Here is a 24,168-nt window from a genome sequence, read left to right as displayed (position 1 = left end):
TGAGCGGATCACTGCTTGGTCCGCGGCCTAGGCCGCCTCCAGAACGTCGCGCGCCCGCTGCAGGTCCTCCCACACGGAGCGGACCCACGCCGGGTGCCGCAGGCAGGCGGCCGGGTGATAGGTGGGAACGAGCGGAATCCCCCGGTACTGGTGCGTGCGGCCGCGCAGCTTGCCGATGGTGATGTCCGTTCCCAGCAGCGTCTGCGCGGCGAAGGCGCCGAACGCCAGGATCACCCGGGGCTTCACCAGCTCCACCTGCCGGAGCAGGTAGGGCGAGCAGGCATCCACCTCATCCGGCTGCGGATTGCGGTTCTGCGGCGGGCGGCACTTGAGCACGTTGCAGACGTACACGTCAGCCCGCTGAAAGCCGGAGGAAAGCAGCAGCAGGTCCAGCAGCTGCCCCGCGCGACCCACGAACGGCCGGCCGCTGCGGTCCTCCTCCTGCCCCGGTGCCTCGCCGACCACCATCACGTCCGCGGTCTCGCTTCCCTCGCCGAACACCACGTGCGTCCGCGTCTTCGCCAGCCCGCACCGCGGACAGCCCAGGGCGATCTCGCGCACGGCGTTCAGCACCGGTAGCGCGGCGATCTCCTCCGCGGATGCGTAGCGCGCGGGGGCCAGCGGAGACGGTGGATGCGGCGTGGTACCCGGGACGGGAGCGCCCGCGCGCCGGTGCGTCTCGACGATCCCGGGCACCGGCACGTCGACCGTGGCGGCGCGGACGGGCTCCGCCGCTTCCACCGGACGACGAGGTTCGGCGGCTTCCCGCGGGCGGACAGCACGAGCGGGCTCAGCGGCATCCACCGGGCGAGCACCGCGCACCGGGCGATCGGAGACGATCTCTCTCAGCTCGGCGACGGACAGCTGGTCCAGCACCAGCTCGTCGTCCCCGAGTTCGCGGCGCTGCTGGAACCAGGAGCGCAGGAGGTCGCGCGCGTCGTTCACGCGCCGCGCCCCGCCATCAGCACCTGCTCCACGCGGTCAAGGATATGGTCCGCCACTTCTGACTTGGGCAGCAGCGGAAGGGCCTCGTCGGGCACCCCGGGCGCGAGGAGGACTACGCGGTTGGTGTCGACCTCAAAGCCGGCGCCCGGCTCCGTCGCATCGTTCACCACCAGCAGGTCCAGTCCCTTCCCATCCAACTTGCGGCGCCCGTTCTCCACCGCGTCCGCCGTCTCGAGCGCGAACCCGACGACGACGCATCCCGCCGGGCGGGCATCGCGCGTGGCGCGCAGCACATCGTCCGTCGCCTCCAAGCGGATCTCGGGGACGCCGCCCGCTTCCTTCTTGATCTTGTCCGCGGCGGGATCCGCGGGGCGGAAGTCCGCGACGGCGGCGGCCATCACCAGCGAGTCCGCCCGGGGCAGCTCGTCGCGGACGGCCTCCAGCATCTGCGCCGCCGTCTCGATCCGCCGCAGCTGTACGCCGACGGGAACGGGCAGGTGCGAGGGGCCGGCGATCAGCACCACCTCCGCACCGCGCCGCCACGCCGCCGCGGCAATCTCGTATCCCATCCGCCCCGACGAGCGGTTGCCCACGTAGCGCACGGGGTCGATGGCCTCGCGCGTGCCCCCCGCCGTGACGACGACGCGGCGCCCGGCGAGGCCGGTGGCGCCCTCCAGCGCCCGGCCCGCGTGCCCGACGATCTCCTCCGGCTCCAGCATGCGACCGGGGCCCTCGCCCTCGCCCCACGCCAGCGGCCCGACGGCGGGCCCGGCGATGCGGTAGCCGATCTCGCGCAGGCGGGCCAGGTTGGATTGCGTGGCGGGGTGGGCGAACATGCGGTCGTTCATGGCCGGGCACAGCACGACGGGCGCCTCCGTGGCCAGCAGCGTGGCGGTCAGCAGGTCGTCGGCCATGCCGTTGGCCGCGCGGGCCAGGAAGTTCGCGGTCGCGGGAGCCACGACGATGCAGTCCGCGTCGCGCGCCAGGCGGATGTGAAGGAGCGGGTCGCCGGCGGGATACATGGACACGTGGGCGGGCCGGCCGGTGAGCGCTTCGAACGACAGGGGACGCACGAACTCCATCGCCCCCTCCGTGAGGACGACGTCGACGGAAGCGCCCGCGAGGGTCAGGTCGCGGGCGATGGCGATGGCCTTGTACGCGGCGATTCCGCCAGTGACGCCCAGGACCACGCGGCGCCCGGCGAAGGGGCGCCGGGGCGCGCGAGACCCGGGCATCGGGACTACGAGGGGATGATGGGGCGCTGGCGCGAGGTCAGCGTGAACTTGACCGTGCCCTCGCGCACCTCTTCGATGGCGATGGTGGTCAGCTTCTCGCGCGGCTCGTCGCCGGAAACGGTGGGGTCTTCGGCCAGCTCGTTGCGGCGCAGCTCGTTGAGGTTGCGCGCCATCTTGGCGGCCACCAGGACGCCCAGGTACTTGCTGCCGGTGTGTCGGGCCGCCTGGCCCGGAGTTACCACTCGCATCTGTTCCGCTCCCTCAGAAGTAAAAGCCCCGTGCCCGTCACGCGGACGGGCGCAGGTGCCTGTCGATCTCCATCGCCATCCGGTCGGCCAGCACGTCCAGCGGCGGGTGAGGCCGAAGATCGTGCGTGCGCCCGTCCATGATGGCCTCCACGTCGCCGACCGCCGCGTCCAGATCGTCGTTCACCACCACGTAGTCGAAGCTCGGCGCCTCGCGGATCTCGTCGCGCGCGTTGCGCAGCCGCCGCGCCACCACCTCGGCCGCGTCGCTCCCCCGCCCCACCAGCCGCTGCACCAGCACCTGGCCGGAGGGTGGAAGGATGAAGACGAGCGCCGCGTCGGGCACCTTGTGGCGGATCTGCGCGGCGCCCTGCACGTCGATGTCCAGCAGCAGGAACTCGCCCCGATCCCGGGCCCGATCGACCTCGCGCAGCAGCGTGCCGTAGAAGTTGCCGTGCACCTCGGCCCACTCGATCAGCTCGTCGGCGGCGATCATCCGCCGGAACTCGTCGGCGCTCACGAAGTGGTAGTGCACCCCGTCCTGCTCGCCATCGCGCGGGCTCCGCGTGGTGGCAGAGACGGAAAACGCCACGTCGTGCCTGCGATCGCGAAGGCGATTGGCGATGGTCGTCTTGCCGGCACCGGACGGGGCCGAAAGCACCAGCGGAAAGGTCCGCCGGCCGCTCACTCCACGTTCTCCACCTGCTCGCGAAGCCGCTCCACCTCTTCCTTGATGGCCACCACGCGGTGCGCGATCCCCGCGTGGTTGGCCTTGGAGCCGATGGTGTTGGCCTCGCGGTGCATCTCCTGGACGAGGAACGACAGGCGCTTGCCCACCGGCTCCTCGGGGTTCGCCGCCATCAGCTCGCGGAAGAGCTCGTCGTGCGAGCGAAACCTCACCAGCTCTTCGTTGATGTCCCAGCGCTCGGCCAGGTAGGCGATCTCCTGCGCCAGCCGGTCCTCGCTCACGGCCACCCCACCCGCCAGCTCGCGCACCGCCTGGCGGAGCCGGTCGCGCTCGGCCGCCAGCCGCGAGGGCGCCAGCTCGGCGATGGCGTCCAGCGCCGTCTCGATGGCGGAGATGCGGCCGTCCAGGTCCGCCGCCAGGCGCCGCCCCTCGTCCTCGCGCATGGAGGTGGTGGCGCGCGCCGCGTCTTCCACCACGGCCCGCAGGTCGTCCACGGGCACCTCGGCACGCGCGCCATCGTCGTCCCGGACGATCACGTCGTTGAAGCGAAGGAGCGACGCCAGGTCCGGTTCGCCCCCCACGCCGAAGCGCGTCCGCAGCTCGCCGAACAGCGACAGGTACGCCCGCACCCGCTCCTCGTCCAGCGCCAGGCCGATGGCCGCGGCGCCCGCCGCGCCCGAGGGCTCCAGCCGCACCGCGCAGTTCACGTGGCCGCGCGAAAGCTGCGTGCGAAGCCACTCGCGCATCTGCGGCTCCCACTTCGCCAGCGAAGCGGGGGTGCGAAAGTTTACGCTGAGGTGCCGGTGGTTCACGGTCCGGATCTCGACGCGCAGCGTACCCGCCTCGGTTTCCCGCTCCGCTTCCCCGAACCCCGTCATGCTCCGGATCATCGCGCCTCCGTCAGGGACCCGGAAGTTTACCGGAGTGCGCGGGGCGCGTCAATCCGTTGACAACGGGCCACTTGCAAGTGTCGGCGGGGTCTGGGGATGCGATTTCGGGGCGGGGACTGGAGATGTCGGGGCGGGAGGCCCCTCCCCCGGCCCCTCCCCGCACGGTACTGCTGTGCGGAGAGGGGAGAACGTCGGGTGGGGGTCGACTGGGGGCCGGTGCATGCCTTGGGAGCCCCCTCCCCCCGGCCCCCGCTGCGCAGGGGAGAGGGAGACCTGCTGCCGGATTGGGCTAAGACTGACGCATGCCGCGGCCGCCCCCCTCTCCCGGCCTCTCCCCCATAAAACCCCATGGCGGAGAGGAGAATTCGAGTGCAGACTGGCTCCCTTCCCCGCGGCAGTTTGCGGGGGAAGGGTTGCGGATCGGGGGGCGCCGGCCCGAGCACCGCACCCCGGCTCCACGCACCCAAACCCGAAGTGTACCCCCTCTCCCACGCTGTTTGTGGGAGAGGGTGGCACGCGTGTCAGCGCGGCCGGGTGAGGGCCCCCACGGCAGCCGAGGGCCTCCGCATCAATCCCGGAAGAACCATCTCACGCCGAATAGGGCCCGCACTCCCGGCAGCCCCGCCACGCCGGTCAGGTCGCCGGGCACGACGTCGAACGCGGAGTTATAGTTCGCCAGGTTATCCAGGCGCCAGAAGACGCGCACGTCCAGCACCCGCACCTGCACAAACAGGTTCATCAGCGCGTACCGCGGCGTCCGCACGTCCGGTGCGCCCGTCTCGGGATTCAGCAGCGTCGCCTCATCGCGCCCGATCATCTCCACGCGGATCGTGGGCTCCAGGTTGCCACTGCGATAGACCCAGTGATACTCCAGCGCCGCCCGCCCGAACCGCGCCGGCGTGTACGGCCGCTCGGGGGTGATGAAGAAGTCCGTGTACTGCACGTCGGCCCGGATTTGCCGCACGAGCACGGGAAAGCTGGTATATGCCTCGATCCCGGAAACCGTGCCCCCGCTGACGGTGGGCTGCCCGCGGTCGAACCAGAAGCCGAACGGCGCCACCGTGTTCAGGTCGTGCGCCACGAACGCGGCACCCGCCTGCAGGGGGCCGCGCGACCACTCGGCACCCGCGCGCACGCCATTGACGCGCGCGTCGATCCCCGGAAAGCGCACCACCGTCAGCGTGTCGAACTCGGGAAGCTCCGGGTTGACGGCGTGCCCCAGGTTGGGAACGATGCTGGTGTCGTTCACCCACGCGTTGATCCCGCGGTTCCCCGACGCCAGCGAGCCGAAGACGGAAAGCCCGCCCCACGGCCCCGCCCGTCCCGCCGCCTCCACCTCCAGCCCGGTGACGCCGCCCCACGAGGTGGCGCGCACCTCGCCCCAGGCCGCCACGAAGGGGAGCGGCGCCAGCTCCGCGCGCGCGGACAGCTCCGTGCCGTTCGCCGTGAAGCCCTCGGCGTCTACCTGGCGCCAGCGGAACGCCCCGGTCACCGTGCCCAGCGGCACGTCCAGCGCCGCCCGCGCGTAGGCCTGCACGGCCTCGCGCTCCAGGGTCACGTCGTCCACCGTCGTCTGCCAGCTGCGGCCCACAGCCCCGTCCAGCCACACCCGGCCGAAGAACCGTCCACGGCCCCGCAGCAGCAGCTCGCCCCGGTCGTACTCCTCGCGTGGCAGCGAGTCGCTGCCCAGCAGTACCAGCCGTCGGTTGGAGGTGATTGCCGTCGTCCGGTAGTCCAGCTGCAGCGCGTGGTTGGGGGTGAACGCGTAGCTCAGCCGGGTGAACACCGTGTTCTCGTTGAACGGCTCGGCGCCGCGATACCCGCGCGTCTCCACCAGGTCCAGCCCCACCGCGCCGATCAGGCGTCCGCCGAGCGGCCGAGTGAAGAGGCCCCGCAACACGCGCGTGGACAGGTCGCCCTCGCCGCCGTCGATCTGCGCGAACGGGCGGCGGTCGGACAGGCGGATGGTCTGGATGTCCACGCGCGTCTCCGCCAGCCCGCGGGTGACGCGGACCTCTGCGACGTCCACCAGGGGAATGCGCTGCAGCTCGGGGCTGGACGCGCCCAGAGCCGGCAGCTCCCACCCGTCCATGAACACGCGCAGCCGGCCGCCGCCCCCGCCGTAGCTGGCCACCCCCGCCGGGCGGCCGGGGCTGCCCTCGCGGGTGATCACCAGCCCGGGGATGCGGTCCAGCAGTTCCAGCAGCGAAAGCCCGTGAAAGCGCCCCAGCTCCTCGGGGCCGAACACCCAGGTGCCCGCGCCGAACCCCTCCAACCGGCCCTCGGGAAAGAGCGGAAAGTTCGGCGCGGGAAGCGTGGAATCGGCCGGGACGCTGTCGGGCTTCGGGCGGCGGTCGGGAAGTGTGTCGGAGCGCACCGCCTCGCCGGGGATGGCGATGGTGGTGCTGTCGCGGGGAAGCGTGTCGCGCGGAACGGGATCCTGCGCCCGAAGGTCCGCCGCGGCCAGCAGGACGGCGGCGGCGGACCCCAGCAGCGCGACGAGAGAACGCCGCAGCATCACGCGGACGGCTGCTCCGAAGCCGCGGCGCGGCCCATCACCCATTCCACGAAGATGCGCGTGGGGACGCCCGTGCCTCCCTTGGTCAGGTACGACACCTTGCCGTCGCCGTACGCCGTTCCCGCCACGTCCAGGTGCACCCACGGCCAGTCGCCCACGAACTCGCGCAGGAACCAGCCGGCGGTAATGGCCCCCGCCGGCCGGCCGCCCGAATTCTTGATGTCGGCGTAGTCGCTCTTGATCTGCTCGCGGTAATCGTCGAACATGGGCAGCTGCCAGCAGCGCTCGCCGGTGGCCTCGCCCGCGGCCAGCACCTCGTTCACCAGGGCCTGGTCGTTGCCCATCACCCCCGTGGCCGCGTGGCCCAGCGCGATCACGCAGGCACCGGTGAGCGTGGCCGCGTCCAGCATGGCGGCCGGGTCGAAGCGCTTCGCGTAGGAGATGGCATCGGCCAGGATCAGCCGTCCCTCGGCGTCGGTGTTCACCACCTCGATGGTCTTGCCGCCGTGCGCGCGAAGGATGTCGCCCGGCTTCATGGCCGCGCCGCCGAGCAGGTTCTCGGACGAGGGGACGATGCCGACGACGTTCACGGGAACGTCCAGCTCGGCGATGGCCTGCATGGCCGCCAGCGTGGCCGCGCCGCCGCACATGTCGAACTTCATGTCCTCCATCCCCTGCGCGGGCTTGATGGAGATGCCGCCCGCGTCGAACGTCAGCCCCTTGCCCACGATCACCAGCGGCTTGTCGCCCTCCGCTCCGCCGCGGTGCTCCAGCACGATCAGCCGCGGCTCCTGCTCGCTCCCCTGTGCCACGGCCAGCAGCGCGCCCATCCCCTCGGCACGCATCTCCTCGGGCCCCAGGATGGTCACCCGCAGCCCCTGCTCGCCGGCGATGCGTTCCGCCGTCTGCGCGAGGTAGGCGGGCGTCGCCACGTTGCCGGGCAGGTTGCCGAGGGTGCGCGCCAGGTTCTCGGCCCGGGCGACGATCTCGCCCACGCGCGCCCCCTCCGTCGCCTCGCCCGCGTCCGCGCCGTCGGGGAGCAGGATGGCGGCCTCGTCGAGCGCCACGGGAGCGGGCTTCGTGTCGTCCGTGGACTTCATCTCCCGGAAGTCGTACGCGCCCAGCACCAGCCCCTCGGCCACGGCGCGAGCCGCCACCCGGTCCGCGACGATGGACGCGGGGAGGGCGAAGGCCAGCGACGCCGCGCGGGACTTCGCGGCCTGCTTGGCGGCGGAGCCAGCGGCCCGGCGCAGGCGCTCCGCCGTCAGGTCCGCCGCCTTGCCCATGCCCACCAGCAGCACCCGCTCGGCCGGGACAGCGCCCGCGGCGGGAAAGAAGAGCACCGCCTCGCCGAGGGTGCCGCGCAGGTCGCCGCGGGTGCGCAGGGCGCCGAGCTGCCCGCCCAGCGCCTGGTCGAGCGCGGTGAACGCGGCGTCCTGGTCGCCGCCCTCCAGCACGGGAACGGCGAGCAGCGGGGCGGCATGGCCGGCGGGGTCGGCGCGCAGCGCGGTGATCTTCATGGGCACGGGTCCGGTGATGAAAAAAGGTCTGTGCGAGGAAGTACCAAGTTCCAAGTACAAAGTGCCAAGTACCGGGTCTTTCCTGGTACTTGGCACTCTGTACTCGGCACTTCCCTTACATGTTCTCGATGATCTTCCGGCCGAACTCGGAGCAGGAAACCTTGGTCGCGCCCTCCATCATCCGCTCGAAGTCGTACGTCACCGTCTTCTGGGTGATGGACTTCTCCAGCCCCTTGATGATCAGGTCCGCCGCCTCGCCCCAGCCCAGAAAGCGAAGCATCATCTCGCCCGACAGGATCACGGAGCCCGGGTTCACCATGTCCTTGCCCGCGTACTTGGGCGCCGTGCCGTGCGTGGCCTCGAAGATGGCGTGGCCCGTCAGGTAGTTGATGTTGGCGCCCGGCGCGATGCCGATGCCGCCCACCTGCGCCGCCAGCGCGTCCGACACGTAGTCGCCGTTCAGGTTGAGTGTGGCGATCACGTCGTAGTCGCGCGGCCGGGTGAGGATCTGCTGCAGGAAGGCGTCGGCGATGACGTCCTTGACGATCAGCTCGCGGCCGTCGCGGCGGATCACCTGCCAGGGGCCGCCCTCATAGTCCACGGCGCCGTACTCGCGCTTGGCCAGCTCGTAGCCCCAGTCGCGGAAGGCGCCCTCGGTGAACTTCATGATGTTGCCCTTGTGCACCAGCGTCAGCGACGAGCGGCCGTTGGCGAACGCGTAGTCCAGCGCCGAGCGGACGAGGCGCTCCGTTCCCTCGCGCGACACGGGCTTGATGCCGAAGCCCGACGTGTCGGGAAAGCGCACCTTCTTGAAGCGCGGGCCGAAGTTCTCGGCCAGCAGGGCGCGGAACTTCGCCGCGTCTTCGGTGCCTTCCTCGAACTCGATGCCGGCGTAGATGTCTTCGGTGTTCTCGCGGAAGATCACCATGTCCACGTCGCCCGGCGCCTTCACCGGCGAGGGCACGCCCTCGAACCAGCGCACGGGGCGCACGCAGGCGTACAGGTCCAGCTCCTGGCGCAGCGCCACGTTCAGCGAGCGGATGCCGCCGCCCACGGGGGTGGTCAGCGGGCCCTTGATCCCCACCAGGTACTCGCGGAAGGCGTCGAGCGTGGCCGCGGGGAGCCAGTCGCCCGTCTGGTTGAACGACTTTTCACCCGCCAGCACCTCCATCCACACGATGCGGCGCTCGCCGCCGTAGGCCTTTTCGACCGCGGCGTCGAACACCGGCTGCGAGGCGGCCCAGATGTCGGGGCCGGTGCCGTCGCCCTCGATGAAGGGAAGGACGGGGGTGCTGGGAACCTGCAGCTTCCCGTCCCGAATGGTGATGCGCTCGCCGTCCTGGGGGACGGTGGGCTTCCAGTCGCTCGCCATTGCTGTATCTGCGTCAGTGGAGGTGAATGGTGCCGTAAACGAAAACCGGGGCGCGGCGGGGAGCCCGCCGCGCCCCGGACGCGCGAGATCGCGCTGCCCGTCAGCGCTCCGAGATCGGGCGCACCTTCAGGTCGCGCGGGCCGATGTAGTCGCTCCCCGGCCGGATCAGCCGGTTGTCGACGTACTGCTCCATCAGGTGCGCCGTCCACCCCGGCATGCGGGCGATGGCGAACACGGCCGTGAACAGGTCCATCCCGATGCCCAGCGTGGTGTACACCGAGGCCGAGAAGAAGTCGACGTTGGGGTAGATCTTCTTGCCCTTCCGCTCCATCTCCTCGGCCATGACGGCGCGGATGCGGTCGGAAAGGTCCAGCCACCGGGTTTCGCCCGCCTCGGCCATGATCTTGTCGGCCAGCTCGCGCAGCACCGTGGCGCGCGGGTCGGTGGCCTTGTACACGCGGTGGCCGAAGCCCATGATCTTCTTGCCGCTCGACAGGGCGTTCTGCACCCACTCCTGGGGGTCCTGGCCGCTCTCGTCGATCTCGCGCAGCATGTTCATCACCTCGACGTTCGCGCCGCCGTGGCTGGGCCCCTTCAGGGTGCCGATGGCCGAGGTGACGGCGCTGTACACGTCCGACAGGGTGCCCGCCGTGACGCGCGCGGCGAAGGTGCTGGCGTTCATGCCGTGCTCGGCGTGCAGCACCAGCGCCACGTCCATGGTGCGGCAGCGGGTGTCGTTGGCCTCTTCGCCGTTCAGCATGTACAGGAAGTTGCCCGCGAAGCTCAGGCCCGGCTTCGGCTGCAGCGGCTCCTTGCCGTTCCGCACGCGGTCGAACGCGGCCACGATGGAGGGCGTCTGCGCCGTGAGGAACATCGCCTTGCGGCGCACCGACTCGGGCGAGATGTCGTCCGCGTCCGCATCGAACATCCCCAGCGCCGACACGGCCGTGCGCACGGCGGCCATGGGGTCGGCGTCCCGGGGATAGTTGCGGATCATCTCCAGCACCTCGGGGCGCAGCACGTACTGCGGCTCCATCTGGGCGCGGAACTCCTCCAGCTGCTGCTGGTTGGGGAGCTCGCCGTTCCACAGGAGGTAGCACACCTCCTCGAAGGTGGAATTGCGGGCGAGGTCGTCGATGTCGTACCCCGCGTAGATCAGCTCTCCCACTTCGCCGTTGATGTCGCTCAGCCGAGACTGTGCGACGACGACCCCCTCGAGACCCTTGGCAGCCATTTCAGCTTTCTCGTAACGCGATTCCGTGACGACTTTCCGGCTCCGCCGCCGGAACGAATGGCGTGCCTCGCAGCACGGTCCGGGCCAACGGAAGCGCCAACATAGCAACGGCCTGCGACGCCCGCAAGCCGCCGCGGCGTGCGGGTTGCGGAGTGCACGAGCAAGGCACGCACGCGCTTCTCCGGGCGTCCGGAGCGGCGGCCATCCAGCACACGGGCGAACCACGGGCGGCGGTGGAGGCGGCGAGCGACGCGGAGCTGGTTCAGCGGGTGTTGGGCGGCCACGCACCCACCTACGAAGTCCTGGTGGGGCGCTACCAGGAATCGCTGTTCCGTCACGCCTTAGGGATGGTGGGCGACGCCGACGCCGCGGCCGACCTGGTGCAGGACTCGCTGGTCAAGGCCTACACGCGGCTGGGCACCTGCGACCCCGACCGGTTCGCGGCGTGGCTCTTCCGCATCCTGCGCAACCGCTGCAAGGACTGGCTGAAGAGCCGCCGCCGCCGCGACGTCCCCCTGGTAGACGACGCCCACGCCGCCCCCTCGTCCGACGACCCACTCCGCACGCTGGAAAGCACCGAACTGGGCCAGGTGGTCTCCGCCGCGCTCGCGCGGCTTCCCGAGGCCCAGCGCGAGGCCTTCCTCCTGAAGCACGTGGAAGGCCGCTCGTACGAGGAGATGGCCGACATGCTGGACACCGGCGTCAGCGCGCTGAAGATGCGGGTGATGCGGGCGCGCGAGGCGCTACAGGAGTTGCTGCGGGACAAGATCTGAGGCGCGGCGGAACGAGGGGTAGCGACCAGACGCGGGTGCGGCCCCCTCCGGGAGCGGGTGAACCCGCCGCTGGAAACGCGGAAAGCCCCGACACGGCCGCTCGCGCGTCCGTTCGGGGCTTCACCTGCACGTCCGCCGAAATTGCCGAAGCGCGGTCGAATTCTCCCCCACTCCCGCTTGCGGGAGAGGGGGCCGGGGGGAGAGGGCGGCCGAGGCATGCGCCGCGGCAGATCGAACCTCTCCAGCGCCCGTGAGCAAGCCCGGCCCAACCACCGCAGCCCTCGAAGCGCACGGCACTGGCGCCCTTCCCCCGCGGCAGTTTGCGGGGGAAGGGTTGGGGATGGGGGGCGCCGAGGCACGCGCCTTATCCAACCGAGCCGCCCCTCGCCGGCACTCACGCACTCACGCACTCACGCACTCACGCACTCACGCACGAAGCCCCCGCCCGGCGAACCGGGCGGGGGCTTCGTCGTACCGTGACGCCGGGGAAGTCCCTTACGCGGCTCCGCCCGGTGCCGGGGCGCCGGTGGCGCTGGCGCCGCTGGCGCCGTCGCCCGTGGCCAGCTCGGCCAGCGCGGCCTTGCGCGACAGGCGAAGGCGGCCCTTCTCGTCGATGGAGAGGAGCTTCACCTGCACCATGTCGCCCTTCTTCACCACGTCCTCGGTCTTCTCCACCCGGCCGGCCTGCAGCTCGGAAATGTGGAGCAGCCCCTCGGTCCCCGGCATGATCTCGACGAAAGCGCCAAAGGTGGTGGTGCTCTTCACCTGGCCCTCGTAGATGCGGCCCACCTCGGCCTCTTCCGTCATCCCGGCGATGATCCTGCGGGCGCGCTCGCCGCCCTCGCCGCTCACCGACGCGATGGTGATGGTGCCGTCGTCGTCGATGTTGATGGTGGCGCCGGTGGCCTCCTGGATGCCGCGGATCGTCTTGCCCTTGGGCCCGATGATCTCACCGATCTTGGCCGGGTCGATCTTGATGGTGATGATGCGCGGCGCGTACTGCGACAGCTCGGTGCGCGGCGCGTTCAGCACCTTCTCCATCTCGTCGAGGATGTGCATCCGCGCGCGGTTGGCCTTCTGCAGCGCCTCGCGCATCAGCTCGATGGTCAGCCCCTCGATCTTGATGTCCATCTGGATGGAGGTCACGCCGTCACGGGTGCCCGCCACCTTGAAGTCCATGTCGCCCAGGGCGTCCTCGGAGCCCAGGATGTCGGTGAGCACCGCCACCCGGTCGCCCTCGGCGATCAGCCCCATCGCCACGCCGGCCACGGCCGCGCGCATGGGCACGCCCGCGTCCATCAGCGACAGCGACGCCGCGCACACGCTGGCCATCGACGACGAGCCGTTGCTTTCCAGCACGTCGCTCACGACGCGGATGGTGTACGGGAACTCGTCGAACGGCGGCAGCATGGCCTCGAGCGCCCGCTCGGCCAGGGCGCCGTGCCCGATCTCGCGGCGGCTGGTGCCGCGCACGGGCTTCACCTCGCCCGTGCTGAACGGGGGGAAGTTGTAGTGCAGCATGAACGACTTCTTCTGCTGCGTGGCGAAGTCCACCGTGTCGTACGCCTGCTCGTCGCCCTGCGTGCCCAGCGTGGCCACGCCCAGCGCCTGCGTCTGGCCGCGGGTGAACAGCGCCGAGCCGTGCGCGCGCGGCAGCACGCCCACGTCCACGCTGATCTGACGCACCTCGTCGAGGCCGCGGCCGTCCGAGCGGGTGCCGGTGCCCAGGATCATCTCGCGCGTCCCACGCTTCTCGAGGTCCTTGAGCACGTCGCCCACGTCCTTGTCGCTGTCCGGGAACTCCTCGGCCAGCGCGGCGGAGATCTCGGTGCGGATGGCCTTGAGGGCGTCGGCGCGCTCATGCTTGCCGGGCACCTTCAGCGCCTCGCTTACGCGGTCGCCGGCGGCGCTCTCCACGCGCTCGCGGATGGCCGCGTCCACCGCGCGCGGCGTCCACTCCATCTTGGCGGGCACTTCCATGGCCGCCAGCACTTCCTTCTGGATGCCGATCAGCTCCTTGATGGCGGCGTGCGCCACCACCAGCCCCTCGGCGATCTCCTCTTCCGGCACTTCCAGCGCGCCGCCCTCCACCATCTGGATGGCGTCCTCGCTCCCCGCGACGATCACGTCGAGGTCCGAGTACTCCAGCTGGGCGAAGGTGGGGTTCAGCACCCACTGGCCCTGGATGCGGCCGATGCGCACTGCGGCCACCGGCTCGGCGAACGGAATGCGGCTCATGTTCAGCGCCAGCGAGGCGCCGGTGAGCGCAACCACGTCCGCGTCGTTCTCCTGGTCGGCCGAGATCACGTAGATGAAGACCTGCGTCTCGTTGTAGAACCCCTCGGGGAACAGCGGGCGCAGGGGGCGGTCGATCAGGCGCGCCGACAGGATTTCCTTGTCGGAGGGGCGCCCCTCGCGCTTGATGAAGCCGCCCGGGATCTTGCCGGCCGCGTACGTGCGCTCGCGGTACTCGATGGTGAGCGGGAAGAACGGAAGGTGGGTGGGCTTGTCCTGGGCCACCGCCGTGCACAGCACCATCGTCTCGCCGAACTGCACCGTGCACGAGCCGTCTGCCTGCCGGGCCATCTTGCCCGTCTCGATGATCAGGGGACGGCCCGCGAACTGCCTTTCCAGCTTTGCCATTGGGTCTTTCCTGTTTGATTGCTCGGGGGAAGCCGCACTCCGGACGCCACTCCCCCGCAGGCGGGGCCCGGTCGCTTTGATGTTCACTTCGTCGCCGCTGTGCAAAAACGCACGCCGGCCGCACGGAACTGGCCCGTGCGGCCGGCGTGTTTCCTTCTAGTATTCCCTGCGTTCCACCAGGCGGGGACACGCGTTCAGGACGGGACGGCGCGTGTGCGCCACCCCGTGTTCCCGCCGCGGGCCCGCCGCCGTGCCGATCAGTGGCGCAGCCCCAGGTCCGCGATCAGCGCGCGGTAGGCGTCCAGGTCGTTGCGGCGCAGGTAGTCGAGCAGGCTGCGGCGCTGGCCCACCATCTTCAGCAGCCCCTGGCGGCTGTGATGGTCCTTCTTGTGGGCGCGAAAGTGCCCGGTCAGGTCGTTGATGCGCGCGGTCAGCAGCGCGATCTGAACCTTGGTGCTGCCACGGTCGTTCTCGTGCAGCTGGTACTTCTTGACGATTTCGTCGCGGTTTTCAGCCGTGAGTGCCATCGATCGGAGCCTCCTGAAGAGTCGATGCTGGTCGGGAAGTCAGCCGATCCAATCAGATCATTCGTCCGAGCGGATCAACAACAAGCCCAGGAATCTAACGAAGCGGACGGATTCCTGCAACCCGGACACGGGTCTCACAGGGAGGCGCGGAGTTCGCGGAGAGCTCGTAGCCCCTCGCGACTGTCACCTGACGATTGAGGATGCCGTGGAAGTGGTAACCATCTCACCAGGCTTTGAGGTCGTCATCCCCCTCAGCGTCCGCGAGCGACTACACTTGAGGCCGGGACAGCAAGTACAGGTGATCGCCTATGAGAACCGCATGGAGTTCATCCCGCTGCGTCCGCCAGTGGAAATGCGCGGCTTCCTCAAAGGCATGTCGACCGATTTCGAACGGGATGCCGAGTGGGGCAAAACCGGCCGCCCACTTGGGCCGTCGGAACGCTGAGGCGCCTCGCTGTCATCCCGATGGAGCGGCCAAGCCGAACCTGCCTGCGCACCGTTGATGGCAGCGACTGAGGGATCCGCCACACATTCTCCGAAGGGCACCGGTCCGTCCGATTGCGCCCGCTCCCGTTGTTTCCGCGGATCGAGAAAGATGGATCGGATCGGCCTCTGCCTTGGCGCGTACCGCGTAGTGTGTGGTGGATCCCTCAGTCGCTGCGCAGTATGTTGTTACGACAGGCTTCTTGAGGTCGCTCCATCGGGATGACAGTGCAGGCTGCCTACTTGCCGCGTGAGGTGATGCGCTATGAAGCGGAAGATCAAGGCGTTTGATGCGGTCGCGTTTACGCGTGGCGTCCGCCACGCGCATCACGAGCAACTGCAGGATGCCACCCCGGAAGAGCGGGCCCAGTTCTATCGCGCGAAAGCCCAGGCGCGGCACGTCAGCACGAAGTGAGGCCTTGATCTGACTACTCGGGCGAGTCCCACGTCGGCGTCTTTTCCGCTCGTCGCCGCCTACGCGTATTCGAAATCGTGGCGTACCCGATCACCCAATCCCAGCCTCGTTCATCCCAATGCGCCCAATCAGGATCTCTCCGACAAACGCAGGTCGTACATCGCGGTTCATTTCGGACAGAACTCGACATTGGGGTCACACGTGTTCGGCGACGGCTTGCTCTGTACCGCCACGTTCAGGTAGGCTGTTCGGGTGACACCCTCGAAGGTGTCGGTAACATCGACGCGGACCGGAACGGTGTACCCCGCCGTCGTAGACCGGTAGCTGGTTCGCTTGGTGGTTGCGCCGTTGTTCCAACGATAGGTGAAGGGACCATCGCCGGAGCTGACGGCCTCGACTGCGAACGTCGTGTACGGCGGGACGAATTCCGGACCGTGAATCGCCAGCCCCGAAAACCCTCCGACCGCCTTATACGCGTTGACGGGACCATAGCCGTCATCGCTGCGCCGTTCCTGAGGGCGCAGCGCTGCCCATATCAGACGCTGCCTAACCTCCACGTTCGTCATATGCGGATAGCGCGACCAGACCAAGGCGGCGATCGCACCGACTGACGCAGTGGGTCCGGAACTGCCCCGGATACTCGTGAGCAACGCGCTCTGGTAGTGAACTCCAGGTACCCCGACAGTCATCTGCGGCGTATACCCTGCAAGATCCACCTCTGGGCCGTAGTGGGATTCGTCATCGAGGATCCGGTTTGAGTTCACGCCGGACACCGCGATCACTTCTTCCATCTCGGCTGGAAAGACGACGTTCCAGTTGACGAACGGATCCCAGGCACTGGACGTGCCCGCGGCGCCCACGAAAAGCGGCCCGTTGCGGCGCCCTGTGGAGTCGGTGCGGTAATAGTAGTACCTGATGACGTCGGCCAATGACGTGACCCAGTTGTCGTCGTCGCTCCAGAAGGCAAACACAATTACGTGCGCGGGACGCCACGGGTCCATCGCCTTGTGGATGGCGTCGGCAACCTCGGACTCCGACAACCGCATATTCACGTCGTCATCGGTACGAATACTGATCAGATCCGCCTTCCAGGCAGTGCCGACGGTGTTCTGTCCGTCGTGTGGAGCGGCGATCACACCCGCCATGCGCGTGCCGTGGCCGCAATCGTCCCGCCACGCGGGCGAGCGGCCGGATGGCCGCACCCACTCATACCAGATCTGCCGCGACCAAGTGGCATCCGAGGTGAACCCGAAGCGGCTGGTCAACTGCGGCTGCTCCGAATCGACACCCGTGTCGATCAGGGCGATCCGGACGTTGTCTCCCTGGCTGCGGCGCCACGCGCCAACGATGTTGTTGTATCGCTCAGTGTAGCTCCACGAGTACGGATCGCCGAGTGCCGTGTAGCCGCCGTATTCAGTATACACGTCCGGGTTCGAGCAGCCTGGGGACGACGACCCGCTCTCGCTGAACCGTGGCGCTACGAGCGTTGGCCGACTCACCGCTGCGGCCTCCTGACGAGACGGTGCCCGCCGCCTCCCGTGGTGCGGCTCCACGTAGTCTACGAAAGGCAGGCGGCGAATTGCGGCGAGCGTTGAGAAATCACTGATCCGCAACAGCACGATCGGCACTACCGGGTCCGCTCTCACAAGCTCTACGCCGGGCTGCGCGGCAAGCGCCCGCTTGAAGTCTTCAGCTTCACGGCGGTCGACAAGAATCGTGGCTTCCCAAATCCCGCGTGGCTGGCCCGGTGCCTTGAGCCCAACGAGGAAGGTGGAGTCCAGTTCTGCCGATTCGTTCCACACTTCTACGTCCGAGCGATGGACCCATGAAGTCGCCGGTTCGGCTGTTCGCGCGGGAACGTTGTCCGCGCGAGCGATAGACCGGACAGGATCCATCAATCGATCCGCATCGTCCGAGCACGCAGTGAGCGCCACGACGAGCACCGCCAGCAGTGTGGATGAACGCATTCTGGGACCTCCTGAACGCCTATTCGTTGGGAAGGATCAGCTCGATAAGAATTCCGGCGGTCAAACCGTACAAAGCGCCCGTGAGAGGAGCCGGGATCGAAACCATGCATTCGTGGCAATCTTGCTGGCTGAGGGCCCCGAGCAGACCGCCGATCACCGCCCCCGCAACGGGCAGTGCCCAGCCGGGGCGCCCCTCCCCTGCGGTAGTGAGCGCATGAATCGTAACCGGAGGCCGAACGACAACAGCGCTGGAATCCGGCAGAAACCATGCATCCACAGATGCGAGAAGCCCGTCCGGAGCCGCTCGAATCGTCGATGAACCAGCGCGCTCCACCGGCTGGGATTCCACTTGCTGGCTGGCGGCAGGGGTGGTCAGGACAAACGCCAGAGCAAGGGCGGCGACGAGTGTTGCTCGCATATGATCTCGCTGCAGGAATGCACGTTTAGGAGCGGGGGGGGCGGTGCTGTTCTACGGTAAACGCGTGCGTCCACGTGCGCAATGTTCTTGGCTCATTGTTAGCTAACGTGACGGGACGGACCACGCGGGCTTTACCCGGTTGCGAGCCCCAGCATCTCGCGACCGTCCCGCTCGTCCCCACGGATGGCTTCGACAAGGGCGTCCACGGAGGAGAACGGGAGGATGTCGCGGATGCGGCCCATCACCTCCACGCGGACGTGGTCGCCGTAGATGTCGCCGCTCCAGTCCAGCAGGTGAAGCTCGATCGTCGGTGAAAAGCCGGGGAACGTGGGGCGCGGGCCCAGGTGCAGAAGGCCGGGGACGCGCTCGCCGCGCACGCGGCCGTACGCCGCGTAGACGCCCTCCTTCGGCAGCATCTTCTCCGCGTCGCCCAACTCGACGTTGGCCGTGGGAAACCCCAGCTCGCGCCCCTTCCGCTCGCCCCGCACCACCACGCCCGACAGCGTGTACGGCCGCCCGAGCAGCGCCGCGGCCTCGTCCGTCCGCCCCTCGCCCAGCAGCCCGCGGATGCGGCTGGACGACACCGCGCCGCCCTCCGCCTCGAACGCATCCACCACGTCCACGTCGAACCCCATCTCGCGGCCGATCTCCCGCAGCGTATCGACGCCCCCCTCGCGGTCCTTGCCGAACCCGTGGTCGTACCCGATCACCAGCTCGTTCATCCCGATGCGCCCGATCAGGATCTCTTCCACGAACCGGCGCGCCGGGTAGTGCTGCAGCGTCCGCGTGAAGGGAAGGAACACCACGTACTCCAGCCCCGACTCGGCCAGCACCTCGCGCTTTTCGGCCAGCGTGGTCAGCAGGGGCGGGGCGTGTTCGGGACGGACGACGCGCAGGGGATGCGGATGGAAGGTCACCAGGATGCTGCGTCCGCCGGTGGCGCGGGCGCGGCGGCAGATTTCCTGGAGCACCTCCCAGTGGCCGCGGTGCACGCCGTCGAAGGTGCCCACCGTCACGATGGCCGGCCGCCCGTCGCGCGGAAGCGCCGGGGGGAGCGCGGGGTCGATGGCAAACGGGGCCAGTCCGGTGGATCGCATGCTCACGCGCCCGCCGCGAACACCTTGCGCGGCCTCACCCGCCCGCCCGCCGCCTCACCGATCGCCAATAGCGCGCCATCCGGCCCGAGCACCGCCACCGTCTCACCCTCAGCGATCTCGGCGTCGACGTGGACCGCGCGGCCGAATCCCAGGTCCGCCACGCCACGCTCGTCCACGCGCCCGTGCGCGAGGTGCGACACCGCGTCCGCGGGAGCGATCAGCGCGGACGCGACGAGCGATTCGTCGCCCAGCTGATCGATGGGCACCGCGCGGGCGACGTCGTGCGCGCCGATGCGGGTGCGCCGCAGCTCGCGTAGGTGGCCGCCCACACCCAGCGCGCGCCCCACGTCGCGGGCGATCGCCCGGATGTACGTGCCGCTGCCGCACTCCACTTCAAAGACGACATCGGGAAGGTCGATGGAGACGACCTGGAGCGAATGGATGGTCACGCGCACGGGCGGAAGACCTACTTCCCCGCCCCGGCGCGCCACGTCGTACATCCGCTCGCCCGCCACCTTCTTCGCCGAGTACGCCGGAGGCACCTGGCCGATCTCGCCCACCTGCGCCATCAGCGCCGCCTCGATCGCGTCGCTGGACACGTCGCGCCACGACTCGGACGACGAGACGACGGTTCCCGTGTGGTCGTCCGTATCGGTCGCCTCGCCCAGGCGCATCGTGGCCAGATAGGTCTTGGGCAGGGGCGTGATGTACTCCGCCAGCCGCGTCGCCGGACCGATGCAGACCAGCAGCAGCCCGGAGGCGAAGGGATCCAGTGTTCCCGTGTGCCCCACCTGCTTGATGCGTAGCGCACGGCGAACCGCGCCCACCACGTCGTGCGAGGTGGGCCCCACGGGCTTGTCTACCGGCAGAACACCGTTCACTCCCGGCCCTCTCCCTCGGCCTGGTCGCCCGACGGCTGCTCGTCGGCCGACTCTTCGGCGGCGGCGTCGTCCGAACCGCCATCGGCCGACGCGGAGGCGTCGTAGGGAAGCGCCTCGCGAAGCAGCTGCTCGATCCTCATGGCCTCGGCCAGCACGCGGTCGATCTCGAAGTGAAGCTCCGGGATGCGGCGCATCTGCAGGCTCTTGCCCAGCTCGCGGCGGATGAACGGCGCCGCGCTACGCAGGCCGACGAGGATTTCCTCGCGCTCGGCCTCGTCGCCCAGGGCGGTGATGTACACCTTGGCGTGGTCCAGCTCGGGCGAGGTCTGCACGGCCGTGATGGTGGCGAGCCCCACCCGCGGGTCGCGCACCTGGTCGCGGATCAGCAGCGAAATCTCCTGCTTCAGCTGCTCGTTGATGCGGTCGGTCCGCCTGAACTTGGGCATATGCGCACAGCCTCCCGGCTAAAAAGAAAAAGGCGAGGGGACAGGGTACGGAAGACCGGGGACAGCAGGCAACAGCAAGGCCATTGCCGCCAGCGTCCCCGGTTCCGCGCTCCGTCCCCCCGCCGTCTAGTAGAACGTCGTGTACGAATCGATGATCCGCGCCCTGCCCTCTTCGGCCACCAGCCGGTCCGCCGAGGAAAGCACCGACTGGGCGTGCTTCCGGTCTCCCGAAACCACGGTGACGGCGATCTCGGACCGCTGGAGCAGGTCCTGGTGCGCCGTTTCGGCGGCCGACACGTTGAACTTGGCGTGCAGGCGGTCTTTCAGACTCTTCACCACCGAGCGCTTCTCCTTGAGAGAGGCGCAGCCGGGGATGTGAAGCTCCCAGACCACCAGCCCCACGACCATCGCGCGGCCGCCGTGCCGGTCAGGCGTTGCGCGCGGCCTCGGCCGCCGCCGCCGAAGCGGCAGCCGCACCAGCCAGCGTGCGGGCCACCTCTTCCACGCGGTAGCACTCCAGGACGTCGCCGATCTTGACGTCGTTGAAGTTGCGGATGTTCAACCCGCACTCGAAGCCCTCGCGCACCTCGCGCGCATCATCCTTGAAGCGCTTGAGGCTTTCCAGCTCGCCCTCGTAGATCTGCACCGCGTCGCGCACGATGCGGATCTTGCCGCGGCGGTCCAGCACGCCGCTGGTGACCATGCAGCCGGCCACCGTGCCCACGCGCGGCACCTTGAACAGCTGGCGGACCTCCGCCGTGCCCAGCATGACCTCGCGCTCCTCGGGCGTAAGCAGCCCCTCCATCGCCGCGCGGACCTCTTCGACCGCCTCGTAGATGATGTTGTACAGGCGGATGTCGATTTCCTCGCGCTCCGCGACGGCCCGCGCCTCGCCCGTGGGGCGGACGTGGAAGCCGATGACGATGGCGCCCGAGGTGGTGGCCAGCAGCACGTCGGACTCGTTGATGGCGCCCACGCCGCGGTGGATCACCTGCACCCTCACCTCGTTGGTCGACAGCTGCTCCAGCGCGTCGCCCAGGGCCTGGACGGAGCCGTCCACGTCGCCCTTGATCACCAGGTTCAGGTGCGCCTGCTCGCCCTTGGCCAGCATGCGCGACAGGTCCATCAGCTTCACGCCGCGGCTCTTGATGCGCATGCGCTTTTCGCGCTCCAGCCGCTGGCGCGTCTGGGCGATCTCGGCCGCGCGGTCGGCTTCCATGGAGATCAGCTGGTCGCCCGCCCCCGGCACGCCGGGAAGGCCCAGGATCTGGACGGGCGTGGCCGGCCCCGCCGTGGCCACCGGCTTGTTGCGCTCGTCGAGCATGGCGCGGATGCGGCCGCTGTACATGCCGCACACCACGTGGTCGCCCACGCGAAGGGTGCCGTTGGTCACCAGCACGGTGGCCACCGGGCCCTTGCCCACGTCCAGCTGCGCCTCGATCACCGTGCCCACCGCGTCGCGGTTGGGGTTGGCGGTCAATTCCTGCAGGTCTGCGAGCAGCAGCACCTTTTCCAGCAGCGCCTCGATCCCCTGCCCCTTCTTGGCCGAGACCTCGGCGCTCATCACGTCGCCGCCGAAGTCCTCGAGCACCACCCCGTGCTGCAGCAGGTCCTGCTTCACCCGGTTGGGATTTGCGTCGGGCAGGTCCACCTTGTTCACCGCCACGATCAGCGGCACGCCGGCGTTGCGGGCGTGGCTGATGGCCTCGATGGTCTGCGGCATCACCGAGTCGTCGGCCGCCACCACCAGGATGACGACGTCCGTCACCTCGGCGCCGCGGGCGCGCATGGCGGTGAACGCCGCGTGGCCCGGGGTGTCGAGGAAGGCGATGGAGCGGCCGTCCTGCAGCTCCACATGGTACGCGCCGATGTGCTGCGTGATGCCGCCGGCCTCGCCCGCGATGACGTTGGTCTTGCGGATGTAGTCCAGCAGCGAGGTCTTGCCGTGGTCCACGTGGCCCATGACGGTGACCACGGGGGGACGCGGCAGCAGGTCCTCGTCGGCGTCGGCCTCCACGGCCTCTTCCATGTCCGCGCCGTACTCCTCTTCGCGGACGGCCTTGTAGCCGAACTCGTCCAGCAGCAGCTCGATCTGGTCGAAATCCAGGCGCTGGTTGATGGTGACCATCAGCCCCAGGTTCTTGAACGCCGACCCGATCAGCTGCGTGGGCGGAACGTCGATCAGCTCCGCCAGCTCCGCCACGGTAAGGAACTCGTTGACGCGGACCGTGGTGGCTTCCTCGGCGCGGCGGCGCGAAATCTCCTCTTCGCGGCGCTCGTGCTGCGAGGGGCCCTGGTCGCGGGGGGACCGGCGCTTCTTGCGCCCGCCGGTCTCCATCGCGGCCATCGTCTTCCGGAAGTTGTCGTCCACCGCTCCCTGGTCGACGCCGGCCCGGCCCTTCTTGCCCTTCTTGCGGTCCTTCTTCTTCCCCGCGGCGCTGCCCGCACCGGCGGTGCCGCCTCCCGTGGGCGTGGTGCCGGCGGTGTCGCCGGGACGGCCGCCGAACGACTGCGTGCGGGCCGAGGACGGCGGCGCGGGCGGAGCCATGCTGCGCGCCGAGCGCGGTACGAACCCTTCGGGACGCGGCGGACGGGCCGCGTCACCCCCAGCCTGCTGCCCCTCGGGGCGAACGGGGCGCGGACCGGCGGGTGCGCCGGGGCGCACCGACGGCGGCGGTGACGGACGGCGGTCGGCACCCGGACGCGCGGACTGCGGGCCGCCGGGCTGCCCACCGGGACGGGCCGACTGCGGTCCTCCCTGCGGGCCGCCGGGGCGAGCCGACTGGGGTCCACCCGGCTGGCCGCCGGGGCGAGCGGACTGCGGTCCACCCGGCTGGCCGCCGGGGCGAGCCGACTGCGGACCGCCGGGACGGGCGGACTGCGGGCCGGGACGCGCGGAAGCGGCCGGGCGCAGCTCGTCGCGCCGCGGCGGGGCCGGGCGCTCGTCGCCGTCGGCGCGGGCCGGGCGGTCCTCGACGATGCCCGCGGGCGGCGCGGGAACGGCGGGCTGTGCCGCATCCACGCGCGGCGGCGCCGAATCGGTGTCCGTGGACTCCACGACGACGGTGACGTCCTTGGGAGGCTGGCCGCCCCGGGTCACCAGGTCGGCGCCGCGGTCCGCGGCTTCCATGGCCGCCTCGGCGGCGATGGCCTCGGCCGCGTCGGCGATGGGCGACGCGGTGCTGTCGGCCTGCGCCGGCTTCTGGCCGGCGGCGGGGCCGGCGTCGACGTCCGTCTGCGCGGCGGCCGTGGGCGCGGCGGGCGGCGCCACCTCGGCCGAAGCCTCGGCGGGGATGTCCTCGCCTTCGTCTTCACGACGGCGGCGGCGGCGGCGCGGCGCGGCGGAAGCGTCGCCCAGGGCGGCCGAAACCGCCTCGGCGGCCTCGGCGTGGCCGTGGCGGCGCTCCCGCTCGATGACGGTGCGCACCCGGGCGACGGCCTGCTCGGGCACGTCGCTCATGTGGCTGCGAACGGGTACGTCCATCTCCCGGAGGAGGTGCACCAAGGCCTCTGCCGGAACGCCCAGCTCCTTGGCGACTTCTAAGACTCGCATCAGTACGGCTCTCCTCCAGCTCGTTCCTGCACCTGTGGCGGACTGCCCGCCAACTCCAGGGCACGGCGCGCAAAACTCTTGTCAGTGAATCCAACGGCCGAAACCGGCCCCCGCCCGATGGCGGCGCCGATGTCGGCTCTCGTAAGGCAGACGGCGTAGGGTATGCCGCGGGCCTGCAGCAGCGGAACCAGCTTCTTGCTCTGCGTGGGCGATGCGTCGGCCGCCACCAGCGCGGCGGCCAGCGACCCGTCGCGGGCGGCGCCGCGGGCCATGTCGGTGCCGAACACCAGCTTGCGCGCGCGCGCGGCCAGCCCCATC

Annotated in this window: 22 protein-coding genes; 3 read left to right on the top strand and 19 right to left on the bottom strand. The window is 69.9% G+C overall.

Annotation, left to right across the window (positions count from 1 at the left end; translation table 11 throughout):
* Positions 1–27: 27 nt before the first annotated feature.
* From VGB24_RS10755 to VGB24_RS10715, 9 genes are all read right to left on the bottom strand, one after another.
* Complete coding sequence (locus VGB24_RS10755; protein ID WP_331072943.1) at positions 28–945, bottom strand: uracil-DNA glycosylase family protein; 918 nt, start codon at positions 943–945, stop codon at positions 28–30.
* A complete protein-coding gene (gene coaBC / locus VGB24_RS10750; RefSeq protein ID WP_331072942.1) occupies positions 942–2,180 on the bottom strand; it encodes a bifunctional phosphopantothenoylcysteine decarboxylase/phosphopantothenate--cysteine ligase CoaBC in 1,239 nt (412 codons plus the stop codon). The genes VGB24_RS10755 and coaBC overlap by 4 nt, the downstream gene beginning before the upstream one ends.
* Positions 2,181–2,185: 5 nt before the next feature.
* Entirely contained in the window at positions 2,186–2,428 is a 243-nt protein-coding gene (rpoZ, locus tag VGB24_RS10745) for a DNA-directed RNA polymerase subunit omega (RefSeq protein ID WP_331025209.1), read from the bottom strand.
* A gap of 37 nt (positions 2,429–2,465) precedes the next feature.
* Entirely contained in the window at positions 2,466–3,113 is a 648-nt protein-coding gene (gene gmk, locus VGB24_RS10740) for a guanylate kinase (RefSeq protein WP_331072941.1), read from the bottom strand.
* Positions 3,110–4,003, bottom strand: coding sequence for a YicC/YloC family endoribonuclease (locus VGB24_RS10735; protein WP_331072940.1), 894 nt, complete (start codon positions 4,001–4,003; stop codon positions 3,110–3,112). The genes gmk and VGB24_RS10735 overlap by 4 nt, the downstream gene beginning before the upstream one ends.
* Positions 4,004–4,571: 568 nt before the next feature.
* Positions 4,572–6,521, bottom strand: coding sequence for a Plug domain-containing protein (locus VGB24_RS10730; protein ID WP_331072939.1), 1,950 nt, complete (start codon positions 6,519–6,521; stop codon positions 4,572–4,574).
* Complete coding sequence (locus VGB24_RS10725) at positions 6,521–8,041, bottom strand: leucyl aminopeptidase (RefSeq protein WP_331072938.1); 1,521 nt, start codon at positions 8,039–8,041, stop codon at positions 6,521–6,523. Before VGB24_RS10725 ends, VGB24_RS10730 begins: the two co-directional genes overlap by 1 nt.
* A 115-nt stretch (positions 8,042–8,156) precedes the next feature.
* On the bottom strand, positions 8,157–9,413 hold the full coding sequence (icd, locus tag VGB24_RS10720; RefSeq protein ID WP_331025205.1) for an NADP-dependent isocitrate dehydrogenase: 1,257 nt from the start codon (positions 9,411–9,413) through the stop codon (positions 8,157–8,159).
* Positions 9,414–9,513: 100 nt separating this feature from the next.
* Positions 9,514–10,647 (bottom strand): citrate/2-methylcitrate synthase, encoded by a 1,134-nt coding sequence (locus VGB24_RS10715; protein ID WP_331072937.1) that lies wholly within the window; start codon positions 10,645–10,647, stop codon positions 9,514–9,516.
* Between the two features lie 152 nt (positions 10,648–10,799).
* Here VGB24_RS10715 and VGB24_RS10710 point away from each other — a divergent pair, with 152 nt between their 5' ends.
* Positions 10,800–11,420, top strand: coding sequence for an RNA polymerase sigma factor (locus tag VGB24_RS10710; protein WP_331072936.1), 621 nt, complete (start codon positions 10,800–10,802; stop codon positions 11,418–11,420).
* Positions 11,421–11,915: 495 nt separating this feature from the next.
* Here VGB24_RS10710 and VGB24_RS10705 read toward each other — a convergent pair whose 3' ends face one another.
* The gene (locus VGB24_RS10705) at positions 11,916–14,063 is read right to left on the bottom strand and encodes a polyribonucleotide nucleotidyltransferase (RefSeq protein ID WP_331072935.1); all 2,148 of its coding nucleotides are present in this window, start codon (positions 14,061–14,063) and stop codon (positions 11,916–11,918) included.
* A 257-nt stretch (positions 14,064–14,320) separates the two neighbouring features.
* Positions 14,321–14,590 carry a 30S ribosomal protein S15 gene (rpsO, locus tag VGB24_RS10700; RefSeq protein ID WP_331025201.1) on the bottom strand — a complete coding sequence of 90 codons (270 nt, stop codon included), beginning with the start codon at positions 14,588–14,590 and terminating at the stop codon, positions 14,321–14,323.
* A gap of 205 nt (positions 14,591–14,795) precedes the next feature.
* Between rpsO and VGB24_RS10695 the strand changes: the two genes are divergently transcribed.
* Together VGB24_RS10695 and VGB24_RS10690 are read left to right on the top strand one after the other, a co-directional pair.
* On the top strand, positions 14,796–15,035 hold the full coding sequence (locus VGB24_RS10695; protein ID WP_331072934.1) for an AbrB/MazE/SpoVT family DNA-binding domain-containing protein: 240 nt from the start codon (positions 14,796–14,798) through the stop codon (positions 15,033–15,035).
* Positions 15,036–15,338: 303 nt separating this feature from the next.
* Positions 15,339–15,488 carry a hypothetical protein gene (locus VGB24_RS10690; protein WP_331072933.1) on the top strand — a complete coding sequence of 50 codons (150 nt, stop codon included), beginning with the start codon at positions 15,339–15,341 and terminating at the stop codon, positions 15,486–15,488.
* Positions 15,489–15,655: 167 nt separating this feature from the next.
* Here VGB24_RS10690 and VGB24_RS10685 read toward each other — a convergent pair whose 3' ends face one another.
* The 8 genes from VGB24_RS10685 to VGB24_RS10650 all read right to left on the bottom strand — a co-directional run bounded on the left by VGB24_RS10685 (position 15,656) and on the right by VGB24_RS10650 (position 24,167).
* A complete protein-coding gene (locus tag VGB24_RS10685; protein ID WP_331072932.1) occupies positions 15,656–17,455 on the bottom strand; it encodes a S8/S53 family peptidase in 1,800 nt (599 codons plus the stop codon).
* Positions 17,456–17,474: 19 nt separating this feature from the next.
* On the bottom strand, positions 17,475–17,873 hold the full coding sequence (locus VGB24_RS10680; RefSeq protein ID WP_331072931.1) for a hypothetical protein: 399 nt from the start codon (positions 17,871–17,873) through the stop codon (positions 17,475–17,477).
* Positions 17,874–18,004: 131 nt separating this feature from the next.
* On the bottom strand, positions 18,005–18,970 hold the full coding sequence (locus tag VGB24_RS10675) for a bifunctional riboflavin kinase/FAD synthetase (RefSeq protein WP_331072930.1): 966 nt from the start codon (positions 18,968–18,970) through the stop codon (positions 18,005–18,007).
* 2 nt (positions 18,971–18,972) lie between these two features.
* Entirely contained in the window at positions 18,973–19,851 is an 879-nt protein-coding gene (truB, locus tag VGB24_RS10670; RefSeq protein WP_331072929.1) for a tRNA pseudouridine(55) synthase TruB, read from the bottom strand.
* On the bottom strand, positions 19,848–20,297 hold the full coding sequence (rbfA, locus tag VGB24_RS10665) for a 30S ribosome-binding factor RbfA (protein WP_331072928.1): 450 nt from the start codon (positions 20,295–20,297) through the stop codon (positions 19,848–19,850). The genes truB and rbfA overlap by 4 nt, the downstream gene beginning before the upstream one ends.
* A gap of 126 nt (positions 20,298–20,423) precedes the next feature.
* Positions 20,424–20,705: a DUF503 domain-containing protein gene (locus VGB24_RS10660; protein ID WP_331025196.1), complete on the bottom strand. Its 282-nt coding sequence runs from the start codon at positions 20,703–20,705 to the stop codon at positions 20,424–20,426.
* 19 nt (positions 20,706–20,724) lie between these two features.
* The gene (infB, locus tag VGB24_RS10655; protein WP_331072927.1) at positions 20,725–23,850 is read right to left on the bottom strand and encodes a translation initiation factor IF-2; all 3,126 of its coding nucleotides are present in this window, start codon (positions 23,848–23,850) and stop codon (positions 20,725–20,727) included.
* Positions 23,850–24,167 carry a L7Ae/L30e/S12e/Gadd45 family ribosomal protein gene (locus VGB24_RS10650; RefSeq protein WP_331025194.1) on the bottom strand — a complete coding sequence of 106 codons (318 nt, stop codon included), beginning with the start codon at positions 24,165–24,167 and terminating at the stop codon, positions 23,850–23,852. Before VGB24_RS10650 ends, infB begins: the two co-directional genes overlap by 1 nt.
* Position 24,168 lies beyond the last annotated feature (1 nt).

The sequence above is a fragment of the Longimicrobium sp. genome (assembly GCF_036399935.1).
GTDB lineage: Bacteria > Gemmatimonadota > Gemmatimonadetes > Longimicrobiales > Longimicrobiaceae > Longimicrobium.
The sequence above is the reverse complement of the archived record's forward strand: the minus strand, read 5'-3'. Positions and strand labels throughout refer to the sequence as shown.